The organism is Xanthomonas prunicola, assembly GCF_025266575.1.
Lineage (GTDB): Bacteria > Pseudomonadota > Gammaproteobacteria > Xanthomonadales > Xanthomonadaceae > Xanthomonas > Xanthomonas prunicola.
Genome location: NZ_CP096142.1, coordinates 2,316,877 through 2,337,345, shown reverse-complemented (window position 1 = coordinate 2,337,345; position 20,469 = coordinate 2,316,877). Strand labels below are relative to the sequence as shown.

General features: G+C 63.5%; 13 protein-coding genes and 1 pseudogene. 5 read left to right on the top strand and 9 right to left on the bottom strand.

The features are described from left to right. Positions 1 to 168: 168 nt before the first annotated feature. The 4 genes and pseudogenes from M0D43_RS10075 to M0D43_RS10060 form a co-directional block, all read right to left on the bottom strand. A complete protein-coding gene (locus tag M0D43_RS10075) occupies positions 169 to 531 on the bottom strand; it encodes a VOC family protein (protein ID WP_252164509.1) in 363 nt (120 codons plus the stop codon). A gap of 71 nt (positions 532 to 602) precedes the next feature. Then, positions 603 to 1,330 (bottom strand): annotated as a pseudogene (locus M0D43_RS10070) (DUF6597 domain-containing transcriptional factor). 239 nt (positions 1,331 to 1,569) lie between these two features. Further along, positions 1,570 to 2,832 carry a cation:proton antiporter gene (locus M0D43_RS10065; RefSeq protein WP_252164508.1) on the bottom strand — a complete coding sequence of 421 codons (1,263 nt, stop codon included), beginning with the start codon at positions 2,830 to 2,832 and terminating at the stop codon, positions 1,570 to 1,572. A gap of 349 nt (positions 2,833 to 3,181) precedes the next feature. Beyond that, entirely contained in the window at positions 3,182 to 4,138 is a 957-nt protein-coding gene (locus M0D43_RS10060) for a LysR family transcriptional regulator (protein ID WP_252164507.1), read from the bottom strand. 118 nt (positions 4,139 to 4,256) lie between these two features. Here M0D43_RS10060 and aceB point away from each other — a divergent pair, with 118 nt between their 5' ends. The 4 genes from aceB (at position 4,257) to M0D43_RS10040 (ending at position 11,355) form a co-directional block, all read left to right on the top strand. Continuing rightward, complete coding sequence (aceB, locus tag M0D43_RS10055) at positions 4,257 to 5,873, top strand: malate synthase A (RefSeq protein ID WP_252164506.1); 1,617 nt, start codon at positions 4,257 to 4,259, stop codon at positions 5,871 to 5,873. A gap of 169 nt (positions 5,874 to 6,042) precedes the next feature. After that, positions 6,043 to 7,338 carry an isocitrate lyase gene (gene aceA / locus M0D43_RS10050; RefSeq protein WP_252164505.1) on the top strand — a complete coding sequence of 432 codons (1,296 nt, stop codon included), beginning with the start codon at positions 6,043 to 6,045 and terminating at the stop codon, positions 7,336 to 7,338. Positions 7,339 to 7,632: 294 nt separating this feature from the next. Further along, positions 7,633 to 8,691 carry a GGDEF domain-containing protein gene (locus M0D43_RS10045; protein ID WP_252164504.1) on the top strand — a complete coding sequence of 353 codons (1,059 nt, stop codon included), beginning with the start codon at positions 7,633 to 7,635 and terminating at the stop codon, positions 8,689 to 8,691. 3 nt (positions 8,692 to 8,694) lie between these two features. Beyond that, positions 8,695 to 11,355, top strand: a complete 2,661-nt coding sequence (locus M0D43_RS10040; RefSeq protein WP_252164503.1) for a putative peptide modification system cyclase — start codon at positions 8,695 to 8,697, stop codon at positions 11,353 to 11,355. Here M0D43_RS10040 and M0D43_RS10035 read toward each other — a convergent pair. Beyond that, positions 11,295 to 11,633 carry an NHLP-related RiPP peptide gene (locus tag M0D43_RS10035; RefSeq protein ID WP_252164502.1) on the bottom strand — a complete coding sequence of 113 codons (339 nt, stop codon included), beginning with the start codon at positions 11,631 to 11,633 and terminating at the stop codon, positions 11,295 to 11,297. The genes M0D43_RS10040 and M0D43_RS10035 overlap by 61 nt on opposite strands. A gap of 90 nt (positions 11,634 to 11,723) precedes the next feature. Between M0D43_RS10035 and M0D43_RS10030 the strand changes: the two genes are divergently transcribed. Then, positions 11,724 to 12,932 carry a putative peptide maturation dehydrogenase gene (locus M0D43_RS10030; RefSeq protein ID WP_252165015.1) on the top strand — a complete coding sequence of 403 codons (1,209 nt, stop codon included), beginning with the start codon at positions 11,724 to 11,726 and terminating at the stop codon, positions 12,930 to 12,932. 220 nt (positions 12,933 to 13,152) lie between these two features. Here M0D43_RS10030 and M0D43_RS10025 read toward each other — a convergent pair whose 3' ends face one another. The 4 genes from M0D43_RS10025 to M0D43_RS10010 all read right to left on the bottom strand — a co-directional run bounded on the left by M0D43_RS10025 (position 13,153) and on the right by M0D43_RS10010 (position 20,388). Beyond that, positions 13,153 to 15,237 carry a S9 family peptidase gene (locus M0D43_RS10025; RefSeq protein ID WP_252164501.1) on the bottom strand — a complete coding sequence of 695 codons (2,085 nt, stop codon included), beginning with the start codon at positions 15,235 to 15,237 and terminating at the stop codon, positions 13,153 to 13,155. A gap of 99 nt (positions 15,238 to 15,336) precedes the next feature. Beyond that, complete coding sequence (locus tag M0D43_RS10020; RefSeq protein ID WP_252164500.1) at positions 15,337 to 17,364, bottom strand: acetyl/propionyl/methylcrotonyl-CoA carboxylase subunit alpha; 2,028 nt, start codon at positions 17,362 to 17,364, stop codon at positions 15,337 to 15,339. Between the two features lie 239 nt (positions 17,365 to 17,603). Beyond that, on the bottom strand, positions 17,604 to 19,214 hold the full coding sequence (locus M0D43_RS10015) for a carboxyl transferase domain-containing protein (RefSeq protein WP_252164499.1): 1,611 nt from the start codon (positions 19,212 to 19,214) through the stop codon (positions 17,604 to 17,606). A 10-nt stretch (positions 19,215 to 19,224) separates the two neighbouring features. Continuing rightward, complete coding sequence (locus M0D43_RS10010) at positions 19,225 to 20,388, bottom strand: isovaleryl-CoA dehydrogenase (protein ID WP_252164498.1); 1,164 nt, start codon at positions 20,386 to 20,388, stop codon at positions 19,225 to 19,227. Positions 20,389 to 20,469 lie beyond the last annotated feature (81 nt).

The following is a 20,469-nucleotide window of genomic DNA, read 5'->3' as shown; positions in this document are numbered from 1 at the left end:
GCTGACGCTTGCGAGCCAGACATGCCGACGCAGTCCTACACCTGGCGCGGCAACGCACGCACCGCATATCACCGGCGACATGTACGCGCGACGGACTGCTGCGCGCATCCGGCGCAGTCGACGGCGTGGGCGCGCATCTTGGCGCGGCAGGCAGTCGTGCAAAGCCACTCACGCGCCGTCAGCGTCCTGCGCCCATACCGCCAGCGCATAGCCATGCAGATCGGTGAAGTGGAACCGTCGCCCGCCGGGAAATGCGAACACCGGGCGCGTGATGGTGCCGCCGGCCGCTTCGATGCGCGCCTGCGTGGCCGCCAGATCGTCGGAGGCCAGCACCACCAGCGCGCCGCCCGGCTGCGGTGTGCCGTGGAAGAACCCGCCAGTGAGCCGGCCGTCGCGGAACTCGCAATAGTCGGGGCCGTACTGCTGAAAGGTCCAATCGAACGCCGCGCCGTAAAACGCCTTGGCGACCTCGATCGAGGTGACTGCAAATTCCAGGTAGTCGATACGGTGAGGCTGCTGGCTGTGGTGCATGGCGATTTCGCGTGTCGGGTGGCTGCACAGCATGGGCTGTCGGGCACCCACTGACTTGGCGAAAACGGCCATCAACGTGCGTGTTGCTGCACCAACTCGCGCGGACCCAACCCGGCAAGCTGGCGCGCATCGCGGACCAGGTGCGGTGCATCGCCGTAGCCTGCTTCCAGCGCGGCAGCGGTGAGGGTGGGATAATGACCAGCCAGGCGCAGGAAGCGCTGCAGGCGCAGGATGCGTTCCAGTGTCTTGGGGCCGTAGCCGAAGGCCACGTGACAACGCCGCCGCAGCTGGCGCTCGCTGATGCCCAGCGCTGCGCACAACGCGGGCACACGCAGCGCTGCATGGTCTGCCAGCTGCGCGAAGGTCCAGGCCATCTGCCGATCTACCGGCGTGGCGTGCTGCCGACACAGGCCGTGCAAGATGGGCAACGCATCGCCACCCTCGCCCAGCCGCTGTTGCCAGTGGCTTCCATGGGCGCCCCACAGCTCCTCCAGCGCCACGCGCTGATCGGCAAGCTGATGCGCAGCGGGACGCCGAGCATGCCGGCCGCTGCCCCGGCGCTCAGGCGCACGCCCGTCAGTGCGTTGCCCGGGGCCACGCAGGCCATGGTCGCGGCATGGTCGGGGCCGGCGACGAACAGCGAGCAGCCATCCCAGATCAGATCGACGCAGCCATCCGGCAACACCCGCACCGGTGCGCTCGCCGCACCCTGCCGGTACCGCCAACTGCAGCGCAGCTGTGTGTGCAGGTCGGGCGGCGGCGGCAGTTGTGCGTAACCGGATTCGAGGTCTGGGGACATGGCAGCGGTCTGTGGCAAAACGCATCAACGCAGCCGCATGGCCGCGTCTGCCGATGTGCCGGCGCGGCGGCCCTGGCGCTCGGACAGGCCCGATGGCGTGGTGAGATCGTTCCGGGCAGTGGTAGGCATGGACCTCATCTCCTGGTGGATTGCAGCCTGGTGCAAGCGGTAAGAGCGTCAGCCGCCGGCGTGCGCAGCCGGATGCTTTCGCGGCCGGGTGCCAGCACGCGCAGTACCCGTCAGCGCCCCGGGCGACCGGTGTCCACTGCTGCGCCGGTGGCCGCGTCCCGGCGTCCATGGAACCAGGCCACCATCGGCGAGGCCATCACCGTAGTCACCAGCGTCATGCCGAACAACAGGGTGAACAGATCCGGCCCGATCACGCCGCTGTCCAGGCCGATCTTGATCACCACCAGTTCCATCAGGCCGCGTGCGTTCATCAGCGAGCCCACGGTCAGGCTGCCGCGCCAAGCGTGGCCGCTCAGGCGTGCGCCCAACGTGCAGCCAAGCAACTTGCCGCTCACCGCCACACCGATCACCAATACGAATCCGCTCAGTCCGGCACCGGTGAACACACCAGCGCTCGTGGCCTGGCCGGCAACCGCAAACAGCACCGGCATCAGCAAGGTGATCGCTAACGGCTCGATGCGCCCAGCCAGATGCTCCAATAGGCGATCCTCGCGCGGCAGGCAGATGCCGAACAGGAATGCACCAAAGATCGCATGCAGCCCGATCCACTCCGCCAGCGCGGCACACGCCAGCAAGCCGATCAGTACCCACACCAATGCCGTCGGCGAATACCGGCCGTCGTGCGCGCACGGTCGCAGCAGGCGCGCATACGCAGGCTTGAGCAAACCGAACGCGCCGGCGATCAAGAGCAACGCACCGATGGCAGTGAACGCCACGCCGCCATGCGCGTTGTTACCGGTCAAGGTCAGCACGATCGCAAGGAAGATCCATACCGTCGCGTCGTCGATCACGGCAGCGCCCAGTGCCAGGCGGCCGGCCGGCGTACGCGTCATGTTGCGGTCCTTGAGGATGCGCGCCAGCACCGGAAACGCGGTGACTGACATCGCCGCGGCAATGAACAAGGCGAACGGCCAGAAGCCAACTCCTTGCGGTGCGAAGCGCGGGAACAACCATGACGCGGCCGCCAACCCAAGCAACAGCGGCAATACGATGCCGGACAGACCTACCAGCAATGACGCGCGCACCTGCGCCTTGGTGCCTTCGGGCGCGCGCAATTCCACGCCGACCACGAACATGAAAAGCACCGCGCCCATCGTGGCCAGGCCGGACAGCGGTGGCAGGCTTTTCGCGGCGAACAAGATGGCGTGCAGCTCCGGCAGCCATGCACCCAATGCGATCGGACCAAGCAACAGCCCAGCCGCCATTTCGCCGATGACCTGCGGCTGACCAATGCGTTGCAGCACTGCGCCGCAAAGGCGCGCTGCGCCCAGGATCACCGCCAGCTGCACCAGCAATAACGTGGTCGGATTCATTGCGTCAGCAGTCCATTGGTTGAGTCGGCTCGGCCTCGCGCATCATGTAGGTGATCGGCTGGTTCTCCTGGTCCGACAGCACAGTGGCGCATCACACGCAGCGACGTAGTTTATGCGTGTCGATGCACTGTAAGAATGGTGCGCAACGCGTGCATGCGCTACGACCTGACGTCACGCTCATCTGGCCCGATGCAGGCAATGGCAATTTGTCGCGTTCGCTCGCTATTGCTGCATGGCACATACGCTGAGCGCAGTTTCCCCGCGCTTGGCTTCGGCGCCTTGCGCATGATCGATGACACCAGGCGTGGTAGAGATTTCAGCCGATGGCAACCTCGCGGTATCGCACGACTCAACGCTCCGAATTGCCGCTCTCGTCATAGCCGCGCGGGGTGAACAGATCTGGTTGGATCAGCTCGATAAATGCACGCGCCTGTGGCGACAGATATTTGCCCTTGCGCACCACCACACCATAACTACGGGTCGGGAAAAAATCCTTCAGCGAGCGCGTGGCGAGCTTGTCGCGGTCGGCCTCGGTGACGCAAATCGCGGTGACGATGGAAATGCCCATGCCCATCGCCACGTACTGCTTGATCACCTCCCAGCCGCCCACTTCCAGCGCCACCGTGTACGGCACGCGCGCCTGTTGAAAGATCAGATCGACCAGGCGGTAGGTCACCTGGCGGCGCGGCGGCAGGATCAATGGATACGGCGACAGATCCTGCAGCGAGACCTCTGCCTTGCTGGCCAGCGGATGGTCGGGTGGGGTGATCAGCAATTGCTCGAAACGGTAGACCGACGCGTAGTTGAGGTCGGCGGGCACGTCCAGCATCGAGCCGATTGCCAGATCCACCGCATCCTCGCGCAGCAGGTCGGTGCCATCGGCGCTGATGGCGTTGTGCAGGGTCAGGCGCACGTCCGGATGGCGCGCGCGGAAGTTCGCCACGATACGCGGCAGCAGGTACAGGATGGTTGAGCTGTTGGCGGCGATGTTGAGCTCGCCGGCATCCAGTCCGCGCACTTTTTCGCGAAAGCTCGCTTCCAGCCCATCCAGGCTTTCCACCAACGGCTGCGCCATGTCGTACAGCAACTGGCCCTCGCGGCTGGGCGCCATGCGTCGCCCGGAGCGTTCGAACAACCGCACGCCCAGGTCACGCTCCAGTGCCTGCAGCTGCAATGTCACCGCCGGCTGGCTGACATACAGCGCCTCAGCCGCACGTGAGACAGACCCCAGGCGCACTATCTGGCAGAAGGCGCGCAGCGGTTTGAGACGATCAGATTTATAGGAAAATCGAGGGGTTGGCGCCATAACAGTGCGCTTCGCAGATCTAATATAAGCCAGGCTTATTTACATCATTGATAAAACTGCTTTGTCAAATAGTTGTGTCGAGCGCACGGTGCAAGTCCGGATGTACAAGGACCTCCACATGGCTGCCACCGCGTTTGCTCCCCGTCCCACCGACCACGCCACACCCGGAATTTCGTTGACGACCCAGGTTGCCGGCCAGGCAGAAGTGCTGCCGGCCGCGGCTTTGGCCTTGCTGGTCTCGCTGCACCGGGCGATCGAGCCCGGCCGCCAGCAGCGTCTGGCTCAGCGGCGCGAGCGACAAGCCGCCTTCGATGCCGGCCAGTTGCCGAACTTCCGCAGCGATACCCAGGCCATCCGTGCCGGCGATTGGCGCGTGGCCGCACTGCCGGCGGCGCTGCAGGACCGCCGTGTCGAAATCACCGGCCCCACCGACCCGAAGATGGTCATCAACGCGCTGAACTCCGGCGCCAAGGTGTTCATGGCCGACTTCGAAGACTCCACCGCGCCGACCTGGCGCAACCTGCTGGCCGGCCAGCGCACGTTGGCTGCAGCGGTGCGCGGTGATCTCAACTTCGATGCGTCCAACGGTAAGCACTACGCCCTGCGCCCGGAAGCGGAACGTGCGGTGTTGATCGTGCGCCCGCGTGGATGGCACCTGGACGAAAAGCATGTGCTGATCGACGGCCAGCCACTGGCCGGCGGTCTGTTCGACGCGGCGCTATTCGCCTTCCACAATGGCCGCGCGCTGCTGGCCAAGGACCGCGGCCCGTACCTGTACCTGCCCAAGTTGCAGAGCATGGAAGAAGCCGCGCTGTGGGAGACCGCACTGGCGCATATCGAAGCGATGCTGGGCCTGCCGCATGGGCAGATCAAGGTGACCGTGCTGATCGAAACGCTGCCGGCGGTGTTTGAAATGGACGAGATTCTGCACGCGCTGCGCGAGCGCATCGTCGGGCTCAATTGCGGGCGCTGGGATTACATCTTTTCCTATCTGAAGACCTTTCGCGCGCACCGCGACCGCGTGCTGCCCGAACGCGGCCAGGTCACCATGACCCAGCCATTCCTGAAGGCGTATTCGGAGTTGTTGATCAAGACCTGCCATCGCCGCGGGGCGCATGCGATGGGCGGCATGGCCGCGCAGATCCCGATCAACCACGACGAGGCTGCCAATGAACAGGCCATGGCCCGCGTGCGTGCCGACAAGCTGCGCGAAGTCAGCGCCGGCCACGATGGCACCTGGGTGGCGCACCCGGCGCTGATCCCGGTGGCGATGAAAGTGTTCGACGAACACATGCCCACCGCGCATCAGCAGCATGTGCTGCGCAACGACGTGCAGGTGACGCGCGACATGTTGATCGTCCCGTCGCCTGGCAACGTCACCCGCGCCGGCTTCGAAGGCAATGTGGAGGTGTGCGTGCGCTATCTGGCGGCCTGGTTGGACGGCAATGGCTGCGTGCCGATCCATCACCTGATGGAAGACGCCGCCACCGCCGAAATCAGCCGCGCACAGTTGTGGCAGTGGCTGCATCACGGTCAGCATCTGGACGATGGCACCGCCATCGATCAGCACCTGTTGCAGGCCACGTTACGCGCGCTGCCGGCGCGATTGGGAACCGCCACTGCATTGCCCGGCGCTGCACGGATCGATGAGGCGATCGCCTTGCTGGAAGAGTTGAGCCGCGCCGACGAACTGGCAGATTTTCTCACGGTGCCGGCCTACCGCCTGATCGATTGATCACCGCGTTGCAGGGACACCTCGCACGGTGTCCCTGCACTCTCCACCTCAACGCAGCACACCGCCCGTTGCGCGCAGACGCAACGACGGCTTCGCCATGCCGCATGCCGTGTCATGCACGGCCTTCCTTCCTCGTTCCATCCGTGGTCCCTCTTCAGGAGAACGCAAGATGAGCACTGCACTGCAAAGCGCCGAACAACTGCAGCAGGATTGGGCCAACAACCCGCGCTGGAATGGCATCGCCCGCAATTACAGCGCCGCCGATGTGGTGCGCCTGCGTGGCACCGTGCATGTCGAGCATTCGTTGGCGCGCTTGGGCGCTGAAAAGTTATGGACCTCGTTGCACGCCACGCCGTTCGTCAATGCGCTGGGCGCGCTGACCGGCAATCAGGCAATGCAGCAGGTCAAGGCCGGTTTGAAGGCAATTTACTTGAGCGGTTGGCAGGTTGCCGCCGATGCCAATCTGGCCGGGCAGATGTATCCGGACCAATCGCTGTACCCAGCCGATTCGGTGCCGGCGGTGGTCAAGCGCATCAACAACACCTTGCTGCGCGCCGACCAGTTGCATCACGCCGAAGGCAACGATGACATCGATTTCCTGCAGCCCATCGTGGCCGATGCCGAAGCCGGTTTCGGCGGCGTGCTCAACGCCTTTGAATTGATGAAGGCGATGATCGAAGCCGGTGCGGCCGGTGTGCATTTCGAAGATCAGCTGGCGTCGGTCAAGAAGTGCGGCCACATGGGCGGCAAGGTGCTGGTGCCCACGCGTGAGGCGATCGAAAAATTGAATGCGGCGCGTCTGGCCGCCGATGTGCTGGGCGTGCCGACGGTACTGATCGCACGCACCGACGCCGAGGCCGCCGACCTGATCACTAGCGATGTGGATACCAACGATCAACCGTTCACCACTGGCCAGCGCACCGTCGAAGGCTTCTTCAAGACCCGCAATGGCCTGGACCAGGCGATCAGTCGCGGCTTGGCGTACGCACCGTATGCAGATCTGATCTGGTGCGAAACCGGCACGCCGGACCTGGACTTCGCGCGTGCATTCGCGCAGGCCATCCATGCCAAGTTTCCCGGCAAACTGCTGGCCTACAACTGCTCGCCCAGCTTCAACTGGAAGAAGAATCTGGACGACGCCAGCATCGCCAAATTCCAGACCGAGCTTGCGAGCTACGGCTACAAGTTCCAGTTCATCACCCTGGCCGGTTTCCACGCCTTGAACTACGGCATGTTCCATCTGGCGCACGGTTATGCGCGTCGGCAGATGAGCGCCTTCGTCGAATTGCAGCAGGCCGAATTCGACGCGGCGCAGATGGGATTCACCGCAGTCAAGCATCAACGCGAGGTGGGCACCGGCTACTTCGATGCAGTGACGCAGGCGATCCAGCAAGGGCAATCGTCCACCACAGCGTTGCGTGGCTCGACCGAGGAGGAGCAGTTCCATAGCGACAAGGCAGCCTGATCGATGGTTCACGGCAACGCCGGCAGATGTACCTTTGGCTGCAGTGACGCGGCGCCTGCACGCCTGCGCGACACTGCTGTCTCTGCAGGTGCCGATCACCACGCCAGAGGCAGCAGTGCGACCTGCTGCACCCTGGCAGGGAGAGGGCTCGGCAAACCGAGCCCTTTTTTGCGTGAAAGACCCGTCAATTCATCTCTTTCCTAATGAGAAAGAGTGTGACCTGGTACTGAACAAAAGGGTCCTGTAGGATTTGTCTATGGGCTAAGGTTGCAGGCCGGCCTAGGGGAATACCGCATGACTTGCCACAACACCGCAGGCGCAGTCGAGCCAACGGGGAGCGTTGCCAAAACGCTCTCCGACGGGCTGCATGCCTCGATGACTGCCGAGGAGCTGGCATTTTTCGCCCGTTTCGGTCGTTCGCGTGAGGTGGCCGCGGGCCAGTCGCTGTTCGAGCGCGGTGAAGTGGGCACGCAGATGTACATCGTTGTCAGCGGACAGATCGATCTGGATTTCGGTGAGGATCTGATGCTCAAGCATCTGAACCCCGGCGAATTCTTCGGCGAGCTCGGCCTGCTGATCGGCGACCACGCACGCAGCGCCGGCGCCAGTGCCTCGACCGATAGCCGCCTGATCGAGCTGGCACACGACGATTTCCAGCGCTTGGTGGACCACGATCCCTCGATGGTGGCGCACTTCCTGCGCCGCTCCATCGTGCGGGTGGTCAACAACGAACAACTGTTGATCCGTCAGCTGCGTCGCCGCAACCACGACCTGGAAGCGGCGCTGGATAATCTTTATGTCACCTCCCACCAGCTCAACCACACCGAAGAACTGAGCCGTACCGACGAGCTCACCGGTTTGCACAATCGACGTGGGCTGGCGTTGCACCTGCAGGAATGCCGGCGCGCCGGCCAGGTGCCGGGCGTTGGCCTGATTCTGATCGACTGCGACCGCTTCAAGCGCATCAACGACGAGTTCGGCCATCTGGCAGGCGACCGCGTGCTGCAGAACGTGGCGCATGCCTTGCGTTCGGTGATCGCCGAAGGCGACCTCGCCTGCCGTCTCGGCGGCGACGAATTTTGCGTGCTCGTCGCACAAGGCAATAGCGAGCTGGTGCACCACATCGGCGAATGCATCGTGCGGGCAGTGGAAGCGCGGCTGTGCAACGGCCAGGGCGAACAAGGCTGCTCGGTCAGCGTGGGCTCGTGCATGATCGATGCCGACGCGGCCTGGAACGACTGGTACACGCTGGCCGACAGCGCCTTGTACGAAGCCAAGCGGCAGGGCGGCAATGTGCTGTGCATGCAGGAGACGCTGGCTCTGGATCAGCCGCCTGCCTCCGGTCAGCGCTGAGCGATGAGTACCCGCACCCACGCACGCAAGGACGCGTCGTCGGAGGCGATCCAGGCGCCGCGTCTGCGGACCTTGCTGTTGACCGATCTCTGCGATTCGACTGCACTGGTCGAACGGATTGGCGATAACGCCGCAGCGGCACTATTCCGCGAGCACGACCGGCTGGTGGTCAAGCTGCAGCAGCACTGGCGCGGCCGCCTGATCGATCGTTCCGACGGGCTGTTGTTGTTGTTCGATCGCCCCATCGACGGCCTGGGCTTCGCGCTGGATTACGCGCGGGGGCTCAAGGCGATGGGCGATGCCCACGCGCTGACGCTCTGCGCGCGGCAAGGCCTGCATGTCGGTGAAGTGCTGACGTGGCGCAACAGCGAGGAGGCGGTCAGCATCGGCGCCAAACCGCTGGAAGTTGAAGGGCTGGCCAAGCCCACTGCCGCCCGCCTGATGTCGATGGCCCGGCCCGGGCAGATCCTGATCTCGGCGGTAGCCGAATCGTTGACTCACCGTGCCGCACGCGAACTCGGCGGTCGCACCGACCGGCTGTTGTGGAAATCGCACGGGCGTTGGCGCTTCAAGGGCATGCCCACCGCGATGGAGATCTACGAAGTCGGCGAAGTTGGTTTGACCCCACTGCGCATGCCGAAAAACTCGGCAAAAGCCTGGCGCGACGTGCCGCTGTGGCGCAGGCCGGCAGCGTTGGTGGCGGAGGTGGGGGTGATACTGGCAGTGGGCATCGCCGTGTGGTTTTTCATTCGGCCGCAGCCTGCGATTGCGTTTGCCGAGCGTGATTGGGTGGTGGTTGGCGATGTGCGCAATCTCACTGGCAATACAGTACTTGATGGCACGCTGGAACAGGCGCTACGCATCAGCCTTGAGCAGTCGCGGTACGTTAACGTATTGAGCGACATGAAGGTGCGCGACACCGTGGCGCGCATGAAGCGCGATCCCAACACGATTGTTCTCGATCGTAGCGTGGCGTCTGAGGTAGCGTTGCGTGATGGCGCCCGCGCAGTTCTTCTGCCGACGGTGGCTGAAGTCGGTGGGAAATTACGTTTCAGCGTGGAGCTAGTGGATCCGCGCACGCAAACAACCGTGTATTCGGAGTTTGTACAAGGCGACGGCTTGCCGTCTGCTCTGTCTTCGGTCGATCAAGTCACCCGCAAGCTGCGGCAGGGGCTGGGCGAGATGGTTGCGTCGATCGACAAGAGTTCGGTGCCATTGCCGGCGGTCACAACCTCGAGCCTGGACGCGTTGCGTGCGTATGCTCTCGGCGTGGAAGCCACTGCAAAAGGTCGTTGGCGCGAGGGCTTGGAGTTGTTCGATCGCGCGGTTGGGATCGACCCGACGTTTGCGTTGGCTTACCTGGGTGCTGCACGTATCAAGGTCGCGGTGTCCGACCGCAACGGCGCGCTTCCGTACCTGGACAACGCGGTTCGGTTCCGCCAGCGTTTGCCGGCGCGTGATCAGCTCTATCTAGATGCCTGGATTGCCGAATTGCGGGCGGTGAACACCGCATTGCCACTGTGGAGAACCTTGGCGTCGCTGTATCCGGATAATTTTGCCGGCGCTGCCAACACATCGTGGCATTTGTTTGTAGCCAACCGCTTTGCAGACGCTCTGCCATATGCGCAGGCGGCCGATGTTGTACAGGATCCGCTGCGTTCCATTGCGTCCGATCGGATCGGGCGCATCCTGCTGGCACAGGGGAAGGTTGAGGCCGCGTTGCAGCGCTTCGAAAACTCGGGCGATGGCGATCGGGCAGGTCCGCTGCGCCGCAAAGCAGATGCCTTGGCGGTGTTGGGTCGTTATATCGATGCACGGCGGGCCCTCGACCAGATCGTGGAGAACGGCTACGCCAATGATGACGTGGTGCCGCTGATCGACCGCACCAGTATCGCTCTGGATCAGGCCAATTGGGCAGATGCGAATGCTGCGATGGCACAGGCTCTGGAACGCAGCAAGCACACCGATAACTTCAGCTATCGTCAGTTCTTGGTGATTGGGGCGACCACTGCCGCCATCATGGGTGAAACGGCACCTGTGGGCAAGATGGTGAGCTCGGCGTTTGATGAGCTGGTGGCTGCAATAAAGACCGAGGGCCCGGCCGAGCCAAACTTGCAGGATGACGCTGCGCTGGTGCTGGCTTTGGTCAGCCAGGCTCAGCGGAATGGCGACGATCACTTCACTGCACGCGCGCTTTCGGCGATCAAGCCTGCGCTCTCACACGAAACACCTGTGCTTGCAGAATTACGCGCGATCGTCGAAGCCCAGCATCTAGCGCTGTCAGGGGATCGCACAGCAGCGATTGCCCGTCTGCCTACCAGCCCGGACGATCTGTTGCAGACGCGCGTCACCTTGTACACGTTGTTGCACGACAGCGGACGGCATGCGGAGGCACTGCAACAAGCACGCTGGCTTTCTCTGCAGCGCGGGCGCGCCTACATCGAGGCAAACGCCTCGCAGACGCTACAGCCGCTCAATGTGGCGCATACGCGGTTAGCCCAGCTATGGACTGCCGAGTCGCTGTATGCACTGGGGCATACCCAGGAGGCCCGCGAGCAGGCGCAGGCGTTCGTGCGCGCCTGGCCTGCATCGCGTCTGCCTGCTTACTTGCGCAGCAGGGTGGAGCGAATACTTTCCGATTCGAAAGCGAAGATCACGGTGTGATTGGTCTTTTCGGTCAGATAGCTCTGTAACTCGGTACGTGCCCGCGCGATGTCTTCTTTGGACGCGAGCTGATTGGTGGTCATGCAGTAATAGGGCTCTCCGGCACTGGGCACTGTTTTGTCGGCACTCGCACCGGCTACCCCGATCTGAGCGAGCGCCTGCACTGGGTTGCATTGGAAGCAATCGCGAAAATCGTCGTCGTTGGACAGCAGCTCCAACAACCTGTCGGCGGTGGATGCATCGAACGGAAGGTGTGCATTGTCGGCTGAGTCAGTCATCGTCTTATCCGCAGAGTGAGGGGGTTGATGCATGGTGTGATGGGATAACTGAGAAAATATCGACCATGCGCATGTGTCCTTGAGATGTCTATGCAGATTCGCCGCTGTGCCACGTTGTTCTTCGAGTTTCGCGACGATGCGACGTTCGATCTTGCTCAATTGCTTGCCGGTGGTGATGGCCTGCGCCGCCGTACCCGTTGGCTCGCGCTCGCACCCCATCTTGATGCCGAAGTGGAAGTCGCTGCACACGAGCGTGACTGGCTAAGTCAACTCAGTCCTACGCGCTGGCAGCCTGTCGATTCATTGCAACCGCCGCCGCCCTGGATGGGGCGGTTGCTCGATCAAGGGCTTGCGATCAGCGATCAACCCGAGCACGCAACCCACCGGGAGCACGACGAGCAGGTCCAGCAACAGCGCTGGTGGCCGTTAGCCGCGCTCTGGCATCGTTTTGCACGCTGGAAAGGCGAGGACAGCGTGGCGACAATGGAAGAGCAAGGCCTGACAACCACCGAGGGGATGGTGGATCGTCTAGGCGCACCGCCCGCTGAAGTCGTGGAGCGTGGCGTAGGAGGTGTTGCTGCACGAATCACGCTGCCGCATGCGACACCTGGCACTTTCGATGAGCTGTTGTCACGCCGGGTGACCTGCCGCAACTTCGATACGCAGCGCGCGCTGTCAGTTGAGTTGTTGAGCCACATGCTCCAACGTAGCGTCATGGCGAGTGCGCGCGTTGCGGTGGGCCACGACACCGCGTTTTTGAAAAAGCCGGTGCCTTCGGGAGGAAGCCTGCATCCCACTGAGACCTATCTGCTGATTCAGCGCGTCGAGGGCATGCCTAGCGGGATCTATCACTACCGTCCGATCGACCACGCTCTGCAGCCGCTGGACCTGCCGCCTGAGCCGCTGTCGGATCTCGCGCGTCGGGCGCTCTCTGGACAGCACTGGTTTGCCGAAGCACCGGTGCTGCTGATTCTGGTGCCGCGCTTTTTGCGCAGTTTCTGGAAGTATCGAAACCACGCCAAGGCCTATCGCGCGATGATTCTCGACGTTGGCCATATCGCGCAGACGCTCTATCTGAGCGCCACCGACCTGGGGCTGGGAGCGTTCGTGACCTCGGCCATCAACGAGGTGGACATCGAGCAGGCACTGGGCCTGGATGGCCTTCAGGACGGTCCACTGGCCATCTGCGGATTCGGTTGGCGGGCCGAAGAGATGGCCAACACCGAGCTGGATCCCAATGGGGCGGTATGGCAATCCGGTCGCGATCGGGATCGATTCAACGATCTGGAGCAGCACTGACAGCTCTCGCGGCGCAGTATCAACGCAGGGCGGCCGTCTTCGAGTTTGTGGCTACCGCACTGACAGCAGTAAAAGCAGCGACGCAAGCGAGTTGCGTTGGCACTGGCTCGGTGGAAACGGCTTCGGTAGATGAGCCGGCGATAGCGCCGCCTGGTCCGGACGTATGCATCGTAAGCGGCATTACTCGCCGTAGCAGCGAGTAATGCCCTGCATGCGTCGCCTACTTCCGAATCGCCTGCGTATGCGTCTTCAAGGCATCGCTCAGGCCGTTGATCTTGTCGGCGCCTTCCGGGACGGTGATGCTGGAGCCTTCCAGATCCGCGCCGATCGGTTGCACGCGGCCACCCAGGCACTGGCTCAGGAAGCTTTCGGTTACTGCGTTGAAGGCCTTGCTGTTTTCCGGGCGGCGGAAGCCGTGGCCTTCGTCGGGGAACAGCACGTAGGTGACCGGAATGTTCTTGGCCTTCATCGCGTTGACGATCTGGTCGCTCTCAGCCTGTTTGACGCGTGGGTCGTTGGCGCCCTGGCCGATCAAGAGCGGCTTGCTGATCTTGTCGACATGGGTGAGCGGGGAGCGTTCGGTCAGCCACTGCTTGCCGGCGGCGGTGGCGGGGTCGCCCATGCGCCGGGTCAGCTGCTTGTAGAAGCTGGCCCAGTACGGTGGTACGGTGCCGAGCAATGTATTGAGATTGGCCGGGCCCACGATGTCCACGCCACATTTGAAAGCGTCCGGGGTAAAGGTCATGCCGACCAGCGTCGCATAGCCGCCGTAGCTGCCACCCATGATGGCGACGTCGTCGGGTTTGGTGACACCTTGCTTGACCGCCCATTGCACCGCGTCGAGCAGGTCGTCGTGCATCTTGCCGGCCCATTCGCCGTTGCCTGCGTTGGTAAAGGCTTTGCCGAAGCCGGTGGAGCCACGGAAGTTCACCGACAGCACCGCATAGCCGCGATTGGCCAGCCATTGCTCGTACGGGCCATAGCCGTAGCTGTCGCGTGCCCACGGGCCGCCATGCACGAACAACACCAACGGCGCCGGCTTGTCGGCCTTGCCGTCGTGGTTGGTATCGGCTTCGGCGGGCAGGGTGAGATAGCTGACCAGTTTGAGGCCATCGCGTGCGGTCAGTTCCTGCGGCCACATCGGCACCAGCGGTTTGCCCTCCAGTGCGGGCCGTGCGGAAAACAGCTTGGTCAACTTGCCACCATCGGCGCGGTCGTAACGGTAGTACGTCAGCGGTGTTTCGGCCGCCGAATAACCGACGATCCAGATGCGGTCGTCGAGCGTGCGTGCGGCAACGCTGGCGTCGCCGCTGCCGAGCGATTTCAGTTTTTGCAGATCTGCGGCGATGCCGTTATCCAGCGGCTTCCATTCTTCGCGCAGGTAGTCGGTGGACACTGCCTGCACCACGCCGGTCTTGGGATCGTTCAAGGTGGCGCCGACATCGGCGCGTGGGTTTTCGAACAGCAGCGTGCGTGCATTGCTGGCGGTGTCGATGGCATACAGCGCTGCGGTATCGCGGTTGCGCGAATCCTGCATGTACAGCGTCTTGCCATCCTCGGTCAGGCCGTCGGGGGTGGTGTTGGTGACATCCTCGAACGGGATGCGGTCCACGCTCTTCCAGCGTTTGCCATCTGGCACCAGTAACTCTCTGCCGGCATCGTCTGTCGCGCGCGTGGCGTAGCGCAGCTGGTAGTCGCCATCGAACAGGTACGCATCCAGGTTGTCGGTGTTCTTCTGTACCAACGTACGCGTGCCGGAGGCCAAGTCCACGCGATACACATCGTGCCACTTGGCATCGCGATCGTTCATACCGACCATGATCGATTCGGGATGCTGCGCGCTGACCCGATATACCTCGGCATTGGTCTTGTTGAACGGGGTGAGATCCTTGCTTCCGCCATCAGCCAGATTGACTGAAAATAGATGGAAATCTTCATCGCCACCGTTGTCGCGCAGATACAGCAGGGTATTCGCTTGATGGGTCCAGAAGTAATTGCGGATACCGCGTGCGGTGTCCTTGGTGATCGCGCGGGCCTGATCGGGCGCATCCACCGGCGCGACCCAGACATTGAGTACGCCCTCCAGCGGTGCCACCCAACTGAGGTACTTGCCGTCCGGGCTGATGCTGACATTGGCACGCTCGGGGTTGCCGAACAATGCATCGCGGGTGATCAGTTCGGCAGGCGCAGCGGGTGCCGCCGCCGCCGGGGTGGGCGTTGCAGCTTTTTCGGATGCGGGCGCGGTTTTGTCGCTGCAGGAAGACAGCGCGAGCAGCATGCTGGAAACGAGAAGCAGGCGTTGCATAAGGCCTCCGGTGGCACTACGGCCACGTCGGCCGATGTGCCACGCTAGCGGCAGCCCGCGTACAGACGAACGTGCCGTTGGTCACGCAGCCATGCGTCGCTACGCAGATGCGGACACGAATTCCACCAGCGCTGCACCGTCGGCCACCAGATCGCCCTCGGCCACCAAATATGACTGGACGGTGCCGTCGCTGGGCGCGTGCAGTGTGTGTTCCATCTTCATGGCTTCCAGCACCACCAGCGCCTGCCCGCGGGTGACCGGCTGGCCTACCGTTGCGGCCAAGGAGACGATGCGGCCGGGCATCGGTGCGGTCAGCCCACCCGCGTCCTGGGTGGGTTGATCGGCTTCCACCAGCGCATCGTGGTAATGGAAGGTTGCCCGCTGCGCAGCGCCGATCAGGGTCAGCATGTTGCCATCACGCAATGCCTGCGCACGCCATTGCCGGCCGTCCATCTCCACCCGCAAGCCAGTGTCGTGCGAGTGGTGGCGCAAGGTGTGCGTTTCGTTCGCGAAGATGACTTGCCAGCCATCGGTATCGCGACGCACGTCGAGTTGGCGGCGCTCGCCATTTGCTTCCAGAATCACGCGCTGCGCTGCACGCGCACCGATGCGCCAGCCATCGTTCTGCTGCCACGGCGAGTGCGGATCGGCCGGATCAACGGCCGCAGCCGGCAACGCATCGGCGATCAACACCGCCGCCAGGCACCACCATGCGCTATCGGGGCTGTGCGCCTGTGGAAACAGCACGGCATGCTCGCGCTCGATCAGCGCGGTGTCCAGATTCGCCGATGCGAACGACTCGGTCGCAATCAGGCGCGACAGAAATGCACTGTTGGTGGTGACACCCACCGCATGGAACTGCGCTAACGCCGCGCGCATGCGTGCCAATGCAGCGGGGCGATCGGTATCCCAGACGATCAGCTTGGCGATCATCGGGTCGTAGTAAGGGCTGATGATGTCGCCTTGCTCCACGCCCGCATCGATGCGCACATGCGCGCTGGCGACAGGCAACTGCAGCTGGCGCAGCGTACCGGTGGACGGCAGAAAGCCGCGCTCGGCATCTTCGGCATACAGGCGTGCCTCCAGCGCATGCCCGTGAATGCGCAGCTCGTGCTGCCGACGCGGCAGCCGCGCGCCAGCGGCGACGCGCAATTGCCATTCCACCAGATCGGTGCCGGTGATCAACTCGGTCACCGGATGCTCCACCTGCAGCCGGGTGTTCATTTCCATGAAATAGAAATCGCCGTCCGGGCCAGCGATGAATTCCACGGTGCCGGCACCGACGTAGCCCACGGCTTGTGCCGCGTCCACGGCCGCCTTGCCCATCGCCGCGCGCCGCGCCTGGCTCATGCCGGGCGCAGGTGCTTCTTCCAGCACTTTCTGATGACGGCGCTGCACCGAGCAGTCGCGTTCGAACAGGTACACCACCTCGCCATGCGTATCGCCGAACACCTGGATTTCGATATGGCGCGGCCGCTCAACATATTTCTCCACCAATACGTGCGCATTGCCGAATGCCGATTGCGCTTCACGCTGACAGCTAGCCAAGGCATCTTCGAAGGCCGCGCTGGCATCCACCCGGCGCATGCCCTTGCCGCCACCACCTGCGCTGGCCTTGATCAACACCGGGTAGCCGATTGCGTCGGCTTGCGCACGCAGGAAAGCCGGCGCCTGCTCCTCGCCGTGGTAGCCCGGCGTCAGCGGCACGCCGGCACGTTGCATCAGTGCCTTGGCCGCGCTCTTGTCGCCCATTGCGCGAATCGCCGCTGCCGGCGGGCCGATGAAGACGATGCCAGCCTGTGCACAGGCTTCGGCAAACGCCGCGTTCTCCGAAAGAAACCCATAACCCGGATGGATCGCCTGCGCACCCGTTGCGCGTGCCGCTTCCAGAATCGCTTCGCCACGCAGGTAGCTTTGCTGCGCCGGCGACGCACCGATATGGACCGCCTCGTCGGCCAAACGCACATGCCGTGCAGCGCGGTCTGCATCCGAGTACACCGCCACCGTCGCAATGCCGAGGCTGCGGCAGGTTGCGATCACCCGGCAGGCGATCTCACCGCGATTGGCGATCAGGATCTTGTCGAAGGGCGCTTGCGTTGCTGCGGCGATAGGGTCGCGCTGGGTCATTGGATCAGTCTCTGCACGTCGCCGTAGCGGCGGGTCGTCCCACGAAGAAAAACGGCTTGTCTGTTTCACACGTACATCGAGCGGAAGCAGGTCTGTTGCTACACCGCGCTGTGTTGCTTGCAAGCCAGTTGCACAACCGCCCACGATTGCCGGCACACATACGACGGAACCTCATTGCCGGCCTGCACACCAGCCCCACCGCAGCGCGCAGCACTGAAGCTGCAACACACGCAACCAAGTTACATGCGAAACACGCCGAACCGCGTTGGCTCGATCGGTGCATTCAAGGCCGCCGACAAGCCCAGGCCAAGCACGCGGCGCGTATCTGCAGGGTCGATGATGCCGTCGTCCCATAGCCGTGCGCTGGCGTAATACGGATGACCTTGCTGCTCGAACTGCGCGCGGATCGGCGCCTTGAACGCATCCTCGTCTTCGCCCGACCACGCGCTGCCCTTGGCTTCGATGCCGTCGCGACGCACCGTGGCCAACACGCTGGCCGCTTGTTCGCCGCCCATCACGCCGATGCGCGCGTTTGGCCACATCCACAGAAAATTCGGCGAATAGGCGCGGCCGCACATGCCGTAGTTGCCGGCACCGAACGAGCCGCCGATCACCACGGTGAACTTTGGCACCTTGGCGCAGGCCACCGCCATCACTAGCTTGGCACCGTCCTTGGCGATGCCGCCGTGTTCGTATTTGCGCCCCACCATGAAGCCGGTGATGTTCTGCAGGAAGATCAGCGGAATACCGCGCTGAGTGCATAGCTCGATGAAGTGCGCGCCCTTGAGCGCTGACTCCGAGAACAGGATGCCGTTGTTGGCAATGATGCCGATCGGGTAGCCATGCAGATGCGCAAACCCGGTGACCAGCGTGCTGCCATAGCGCGGTTTGAACTCGTCCAGACGCGAGTCGTCGACGATGCGCGCGATCACTTCGCGCACATCGAAGGGCTTGCGGGTATCGGCCGGAATGACGCCATACAAGTCTTCGGCTGCATAGCGCGGCGGTGATGGTGGCTGCAGTGACAATGTTGCTGCTGGCTTACGCCAGTTGAGCTGCGCAATGATGGCGCGCACGCGCGCCAGCGCTTGCAGGTCGTTGTCGGCAAAGTGGTCGGCCACACCTGAGATGCGCGTATGCACATCGGCGCCGCCCAGGTCTTCGGCACTGACTGCTTCGCCAGTGGCTGCCTTGACCAGCGGCGGCCCGCCCAGAAAGATGGTGCCCTGCTCACGCACGATCACCGTTTCATCGCTCATCGCCGGCACATACGCACCGCCAGCAGTACACGACCCCATCACGCACGCGATCTGCGGGATGCCATTTGCCGAGAGGTTGGCCTGGTTGTAGAAGATGCGCCCGAAGTGGTCGCGATCCGGAAACACTTCATCCTGCAATGGCAGGAACGCGCCACCGGAATCGACCAGATAGATGCACGGCAATCGGTTTTGCTGCGCAATTTCCTGCGCCCGCAAATGCTTCTTCACCGTCATCGGGTAATAGGTGCCGCCCTTGACGGTGGCATCATTGGCGACGATCACACATTCCACGCCGGACACGCGGCCGATGCCGGCCACTACACCCGCGCACGGCACCTGATCGTCGTACATGCCATGCGCGGCCAACGGCGCGATTTCCAGTAGCGCGCTGCCCGGGTCCAGCAACGCATCGATGCGCTCGCGCACCAGCAACTTGCCGCGTGCAGTGTGCTTGGCGCGTGCTGCTTCGCTGCCGCCACGCGCAGTCTGCGCAAGTGTGTGGCGCAGGTCGTCGATCACCGTACGCATCGCGGCGGCGTTGTTTTGAAAACTCTCGCTGCTGACCTGCAGCTGGCTATCGATCACACTCATGGTGACTCCGTCAGGCGGTGCGTTCGAACAACTCGCGGCCGATCAGCATGCGGCGGATTTCCGAGGTGCCCGCGCCAATTTCGTACAGCTTGGCATCGCGCCACAAGCGGCCGGTGGGGTAGTCGTTGATGTAACCGTTGCCGCCGAGCACCTGGATCGCCTGGCCGGTGAGCCATGTCGCTTTTTCGGCGGCATACAGGATGGCGCCGGCGGCGTCCTGGCGGGTGGTGTGCCCGGCATCGCAGGCGCGCGCCACCGCATACACATACGCGCGGCAGGCATTGAGTCCCACGTACATGTCCGCCAGCTTGGCCTGCATCAACTGGAAACTGCCGATCGGCTCGCCAAACTGCTTACGCTCGTGCACGTACGGCAGCACGACGTCCATCGCCGCGGCCATCAGCCCGAGCGGGCCGCCCGCCAGCACCACACGCTCAAAATCCAGCCCGGACATCAGCACGCGCACGCCGCCATTGAGCGTGCCCAGCACGTTCTCGGCAGGCACTTCGCAATCGGTGAAGACCAGCTCGCACGTGTTGGAGCCGCGCATGCCCAGCTTGTCCAGCTTCTGTGCGGTGGAAAAACCTGGCATGCCCTTTTCCACGATGAACGCAGTGATACCGCGCGCGCCAGCGTCCGGGTCGGTCTTGGCGTACACCACCAACACGTCGGCATCCGGGCCGTTGGTGATCCACATCTTGCTGCCGTTGAGCACGAAGCGGTCACCGCGCGCATCGGCGCGTAGTTTCATCGACACCACGTCCGAGCCCGAGCCGGCCTCGCTCATGGCCAGCGCGCCCACATGCTCGCCGCTGCATAGCTGGGGCAAGTAGCGCTGCTTCTGTTCGGGGGTAGCGTTCTTGCGCAGCTGATTGAGGCACAGGTTGGAATGCGCGCCGTACGACAGTCCGATCGCACCGCCGGCGCGCGAGATCTCTTCCATCGCCACCACATGCGCCAGGTAGCCCATGCCGCTGCCCCCGTATGCTTCTTCCACCGTCAGGCCGAGCAGGCCCTGCTCGCCGAACAGGCGCCATAGGTGCGCGGGGAACACGTTATCGTGATCGGCTGCCGCGGCCAGCGGGGCGATATGGTGGCTGGCGAAGGCGGCCACGCTTTCGCGCAGCAGATCGATCTCTTCGCCAAGCTCGAAGTTCAAGGACGGCACATGCATGCAACAACTCCACAGGGATCGGGATGTGCCGGGTGGGAGCGGGCGGGCCGCGCGGCGGATGTGGTCAGACTAGCGGTCCGC

Coding starts and splice junctions, on each gene's coding strand:
- M0D43_RS10025 (WP_252164501.1), bottom strand. CDS start 15,237: ATGCAACGCCTGCTTCTCGTTTCCAGCATGCTGCTCGCGCTGTCTTCC.
- M0D43_RS10015 (WP_252164499.1), bottom strand. CDS start 19,214: ATGAGTGTGATCGATAGCCAGCTGCAGGTCAGCAGCGAGAGTTTTCAA.
- M0D43_RS10045 (WP_252164504.1), top strand. CDS start 7,633: ATGACTTGCCACAACACCGCAGGCGCAGTCGAGCCAACGGGGAGCGTT.
- aceB (WP_252164506.1), top strand. CDS start 4,257: ATGGCTGCCACCGCGTTTGCTCCCCGTCCCACCGACCACGCCACACCC.
- M0D43_RS10040 (WP_252164503.1), top strand. CDS start 8,695: ATGAGTACCCGCACCCACGCACGCAAGGACGCGTCGTCGGAGGCGATC.
- M0D43_RS10010 (WP_252164498.1), bottom strand. CDS start 20,388: ATGCATGTGCCGTCCTTGAACTTCGAGCTTGGCGAAGAGATCGATCTG.
- M0D43_RS10035 (WP_252164502.1), bottom strand. CDS start 11,633: ATGACTGACTCAGCCGACAATGCACACCTTCCGTTCGATGCATCCACC.
- M0D43_RS10065 (WP_252164508.1), bottom strand. CDS start 2,832: ATGAATCCGACCACGTTATTGCTGGTGCAGCTGGCGGTGATCCTGGGC.
- M0D43_RS10060 (WP_252164507.1), bottom strand. CDS start 4,138: ATGGCGCCAACCCCTCGATTTTCCTATAAATCTGATCGTCTCAAACCG.
- M0D43_RS10020 (WP_252164500.1), bottom strand. CDS start 17,364: ATGACCCAGCGCGACCCTATCGCCGCAGCAACGCAAGCGCCCTTCGAC.
- M0D43_RS10030 (WP_252165015.1), top strand. CDS start 11,724: ATGCAGATTCGCCGCTGTGCCACGTTGTTCTTCGAGTTTCGCGACGAT.
- M0D43_RS10075 (WP_252164509.1), bottom strand. CDS start 531: ATGCACCACAGCCAGCAGCCTCACCGTATCGACTACCTGGAATTTGCA.
- aceA (WP_252164505.1), top strand. CDS start 6,043: ATGAGCACTGCACTGCAAAGCGCCGAACAACTGCAGCAGGATTGGGCC.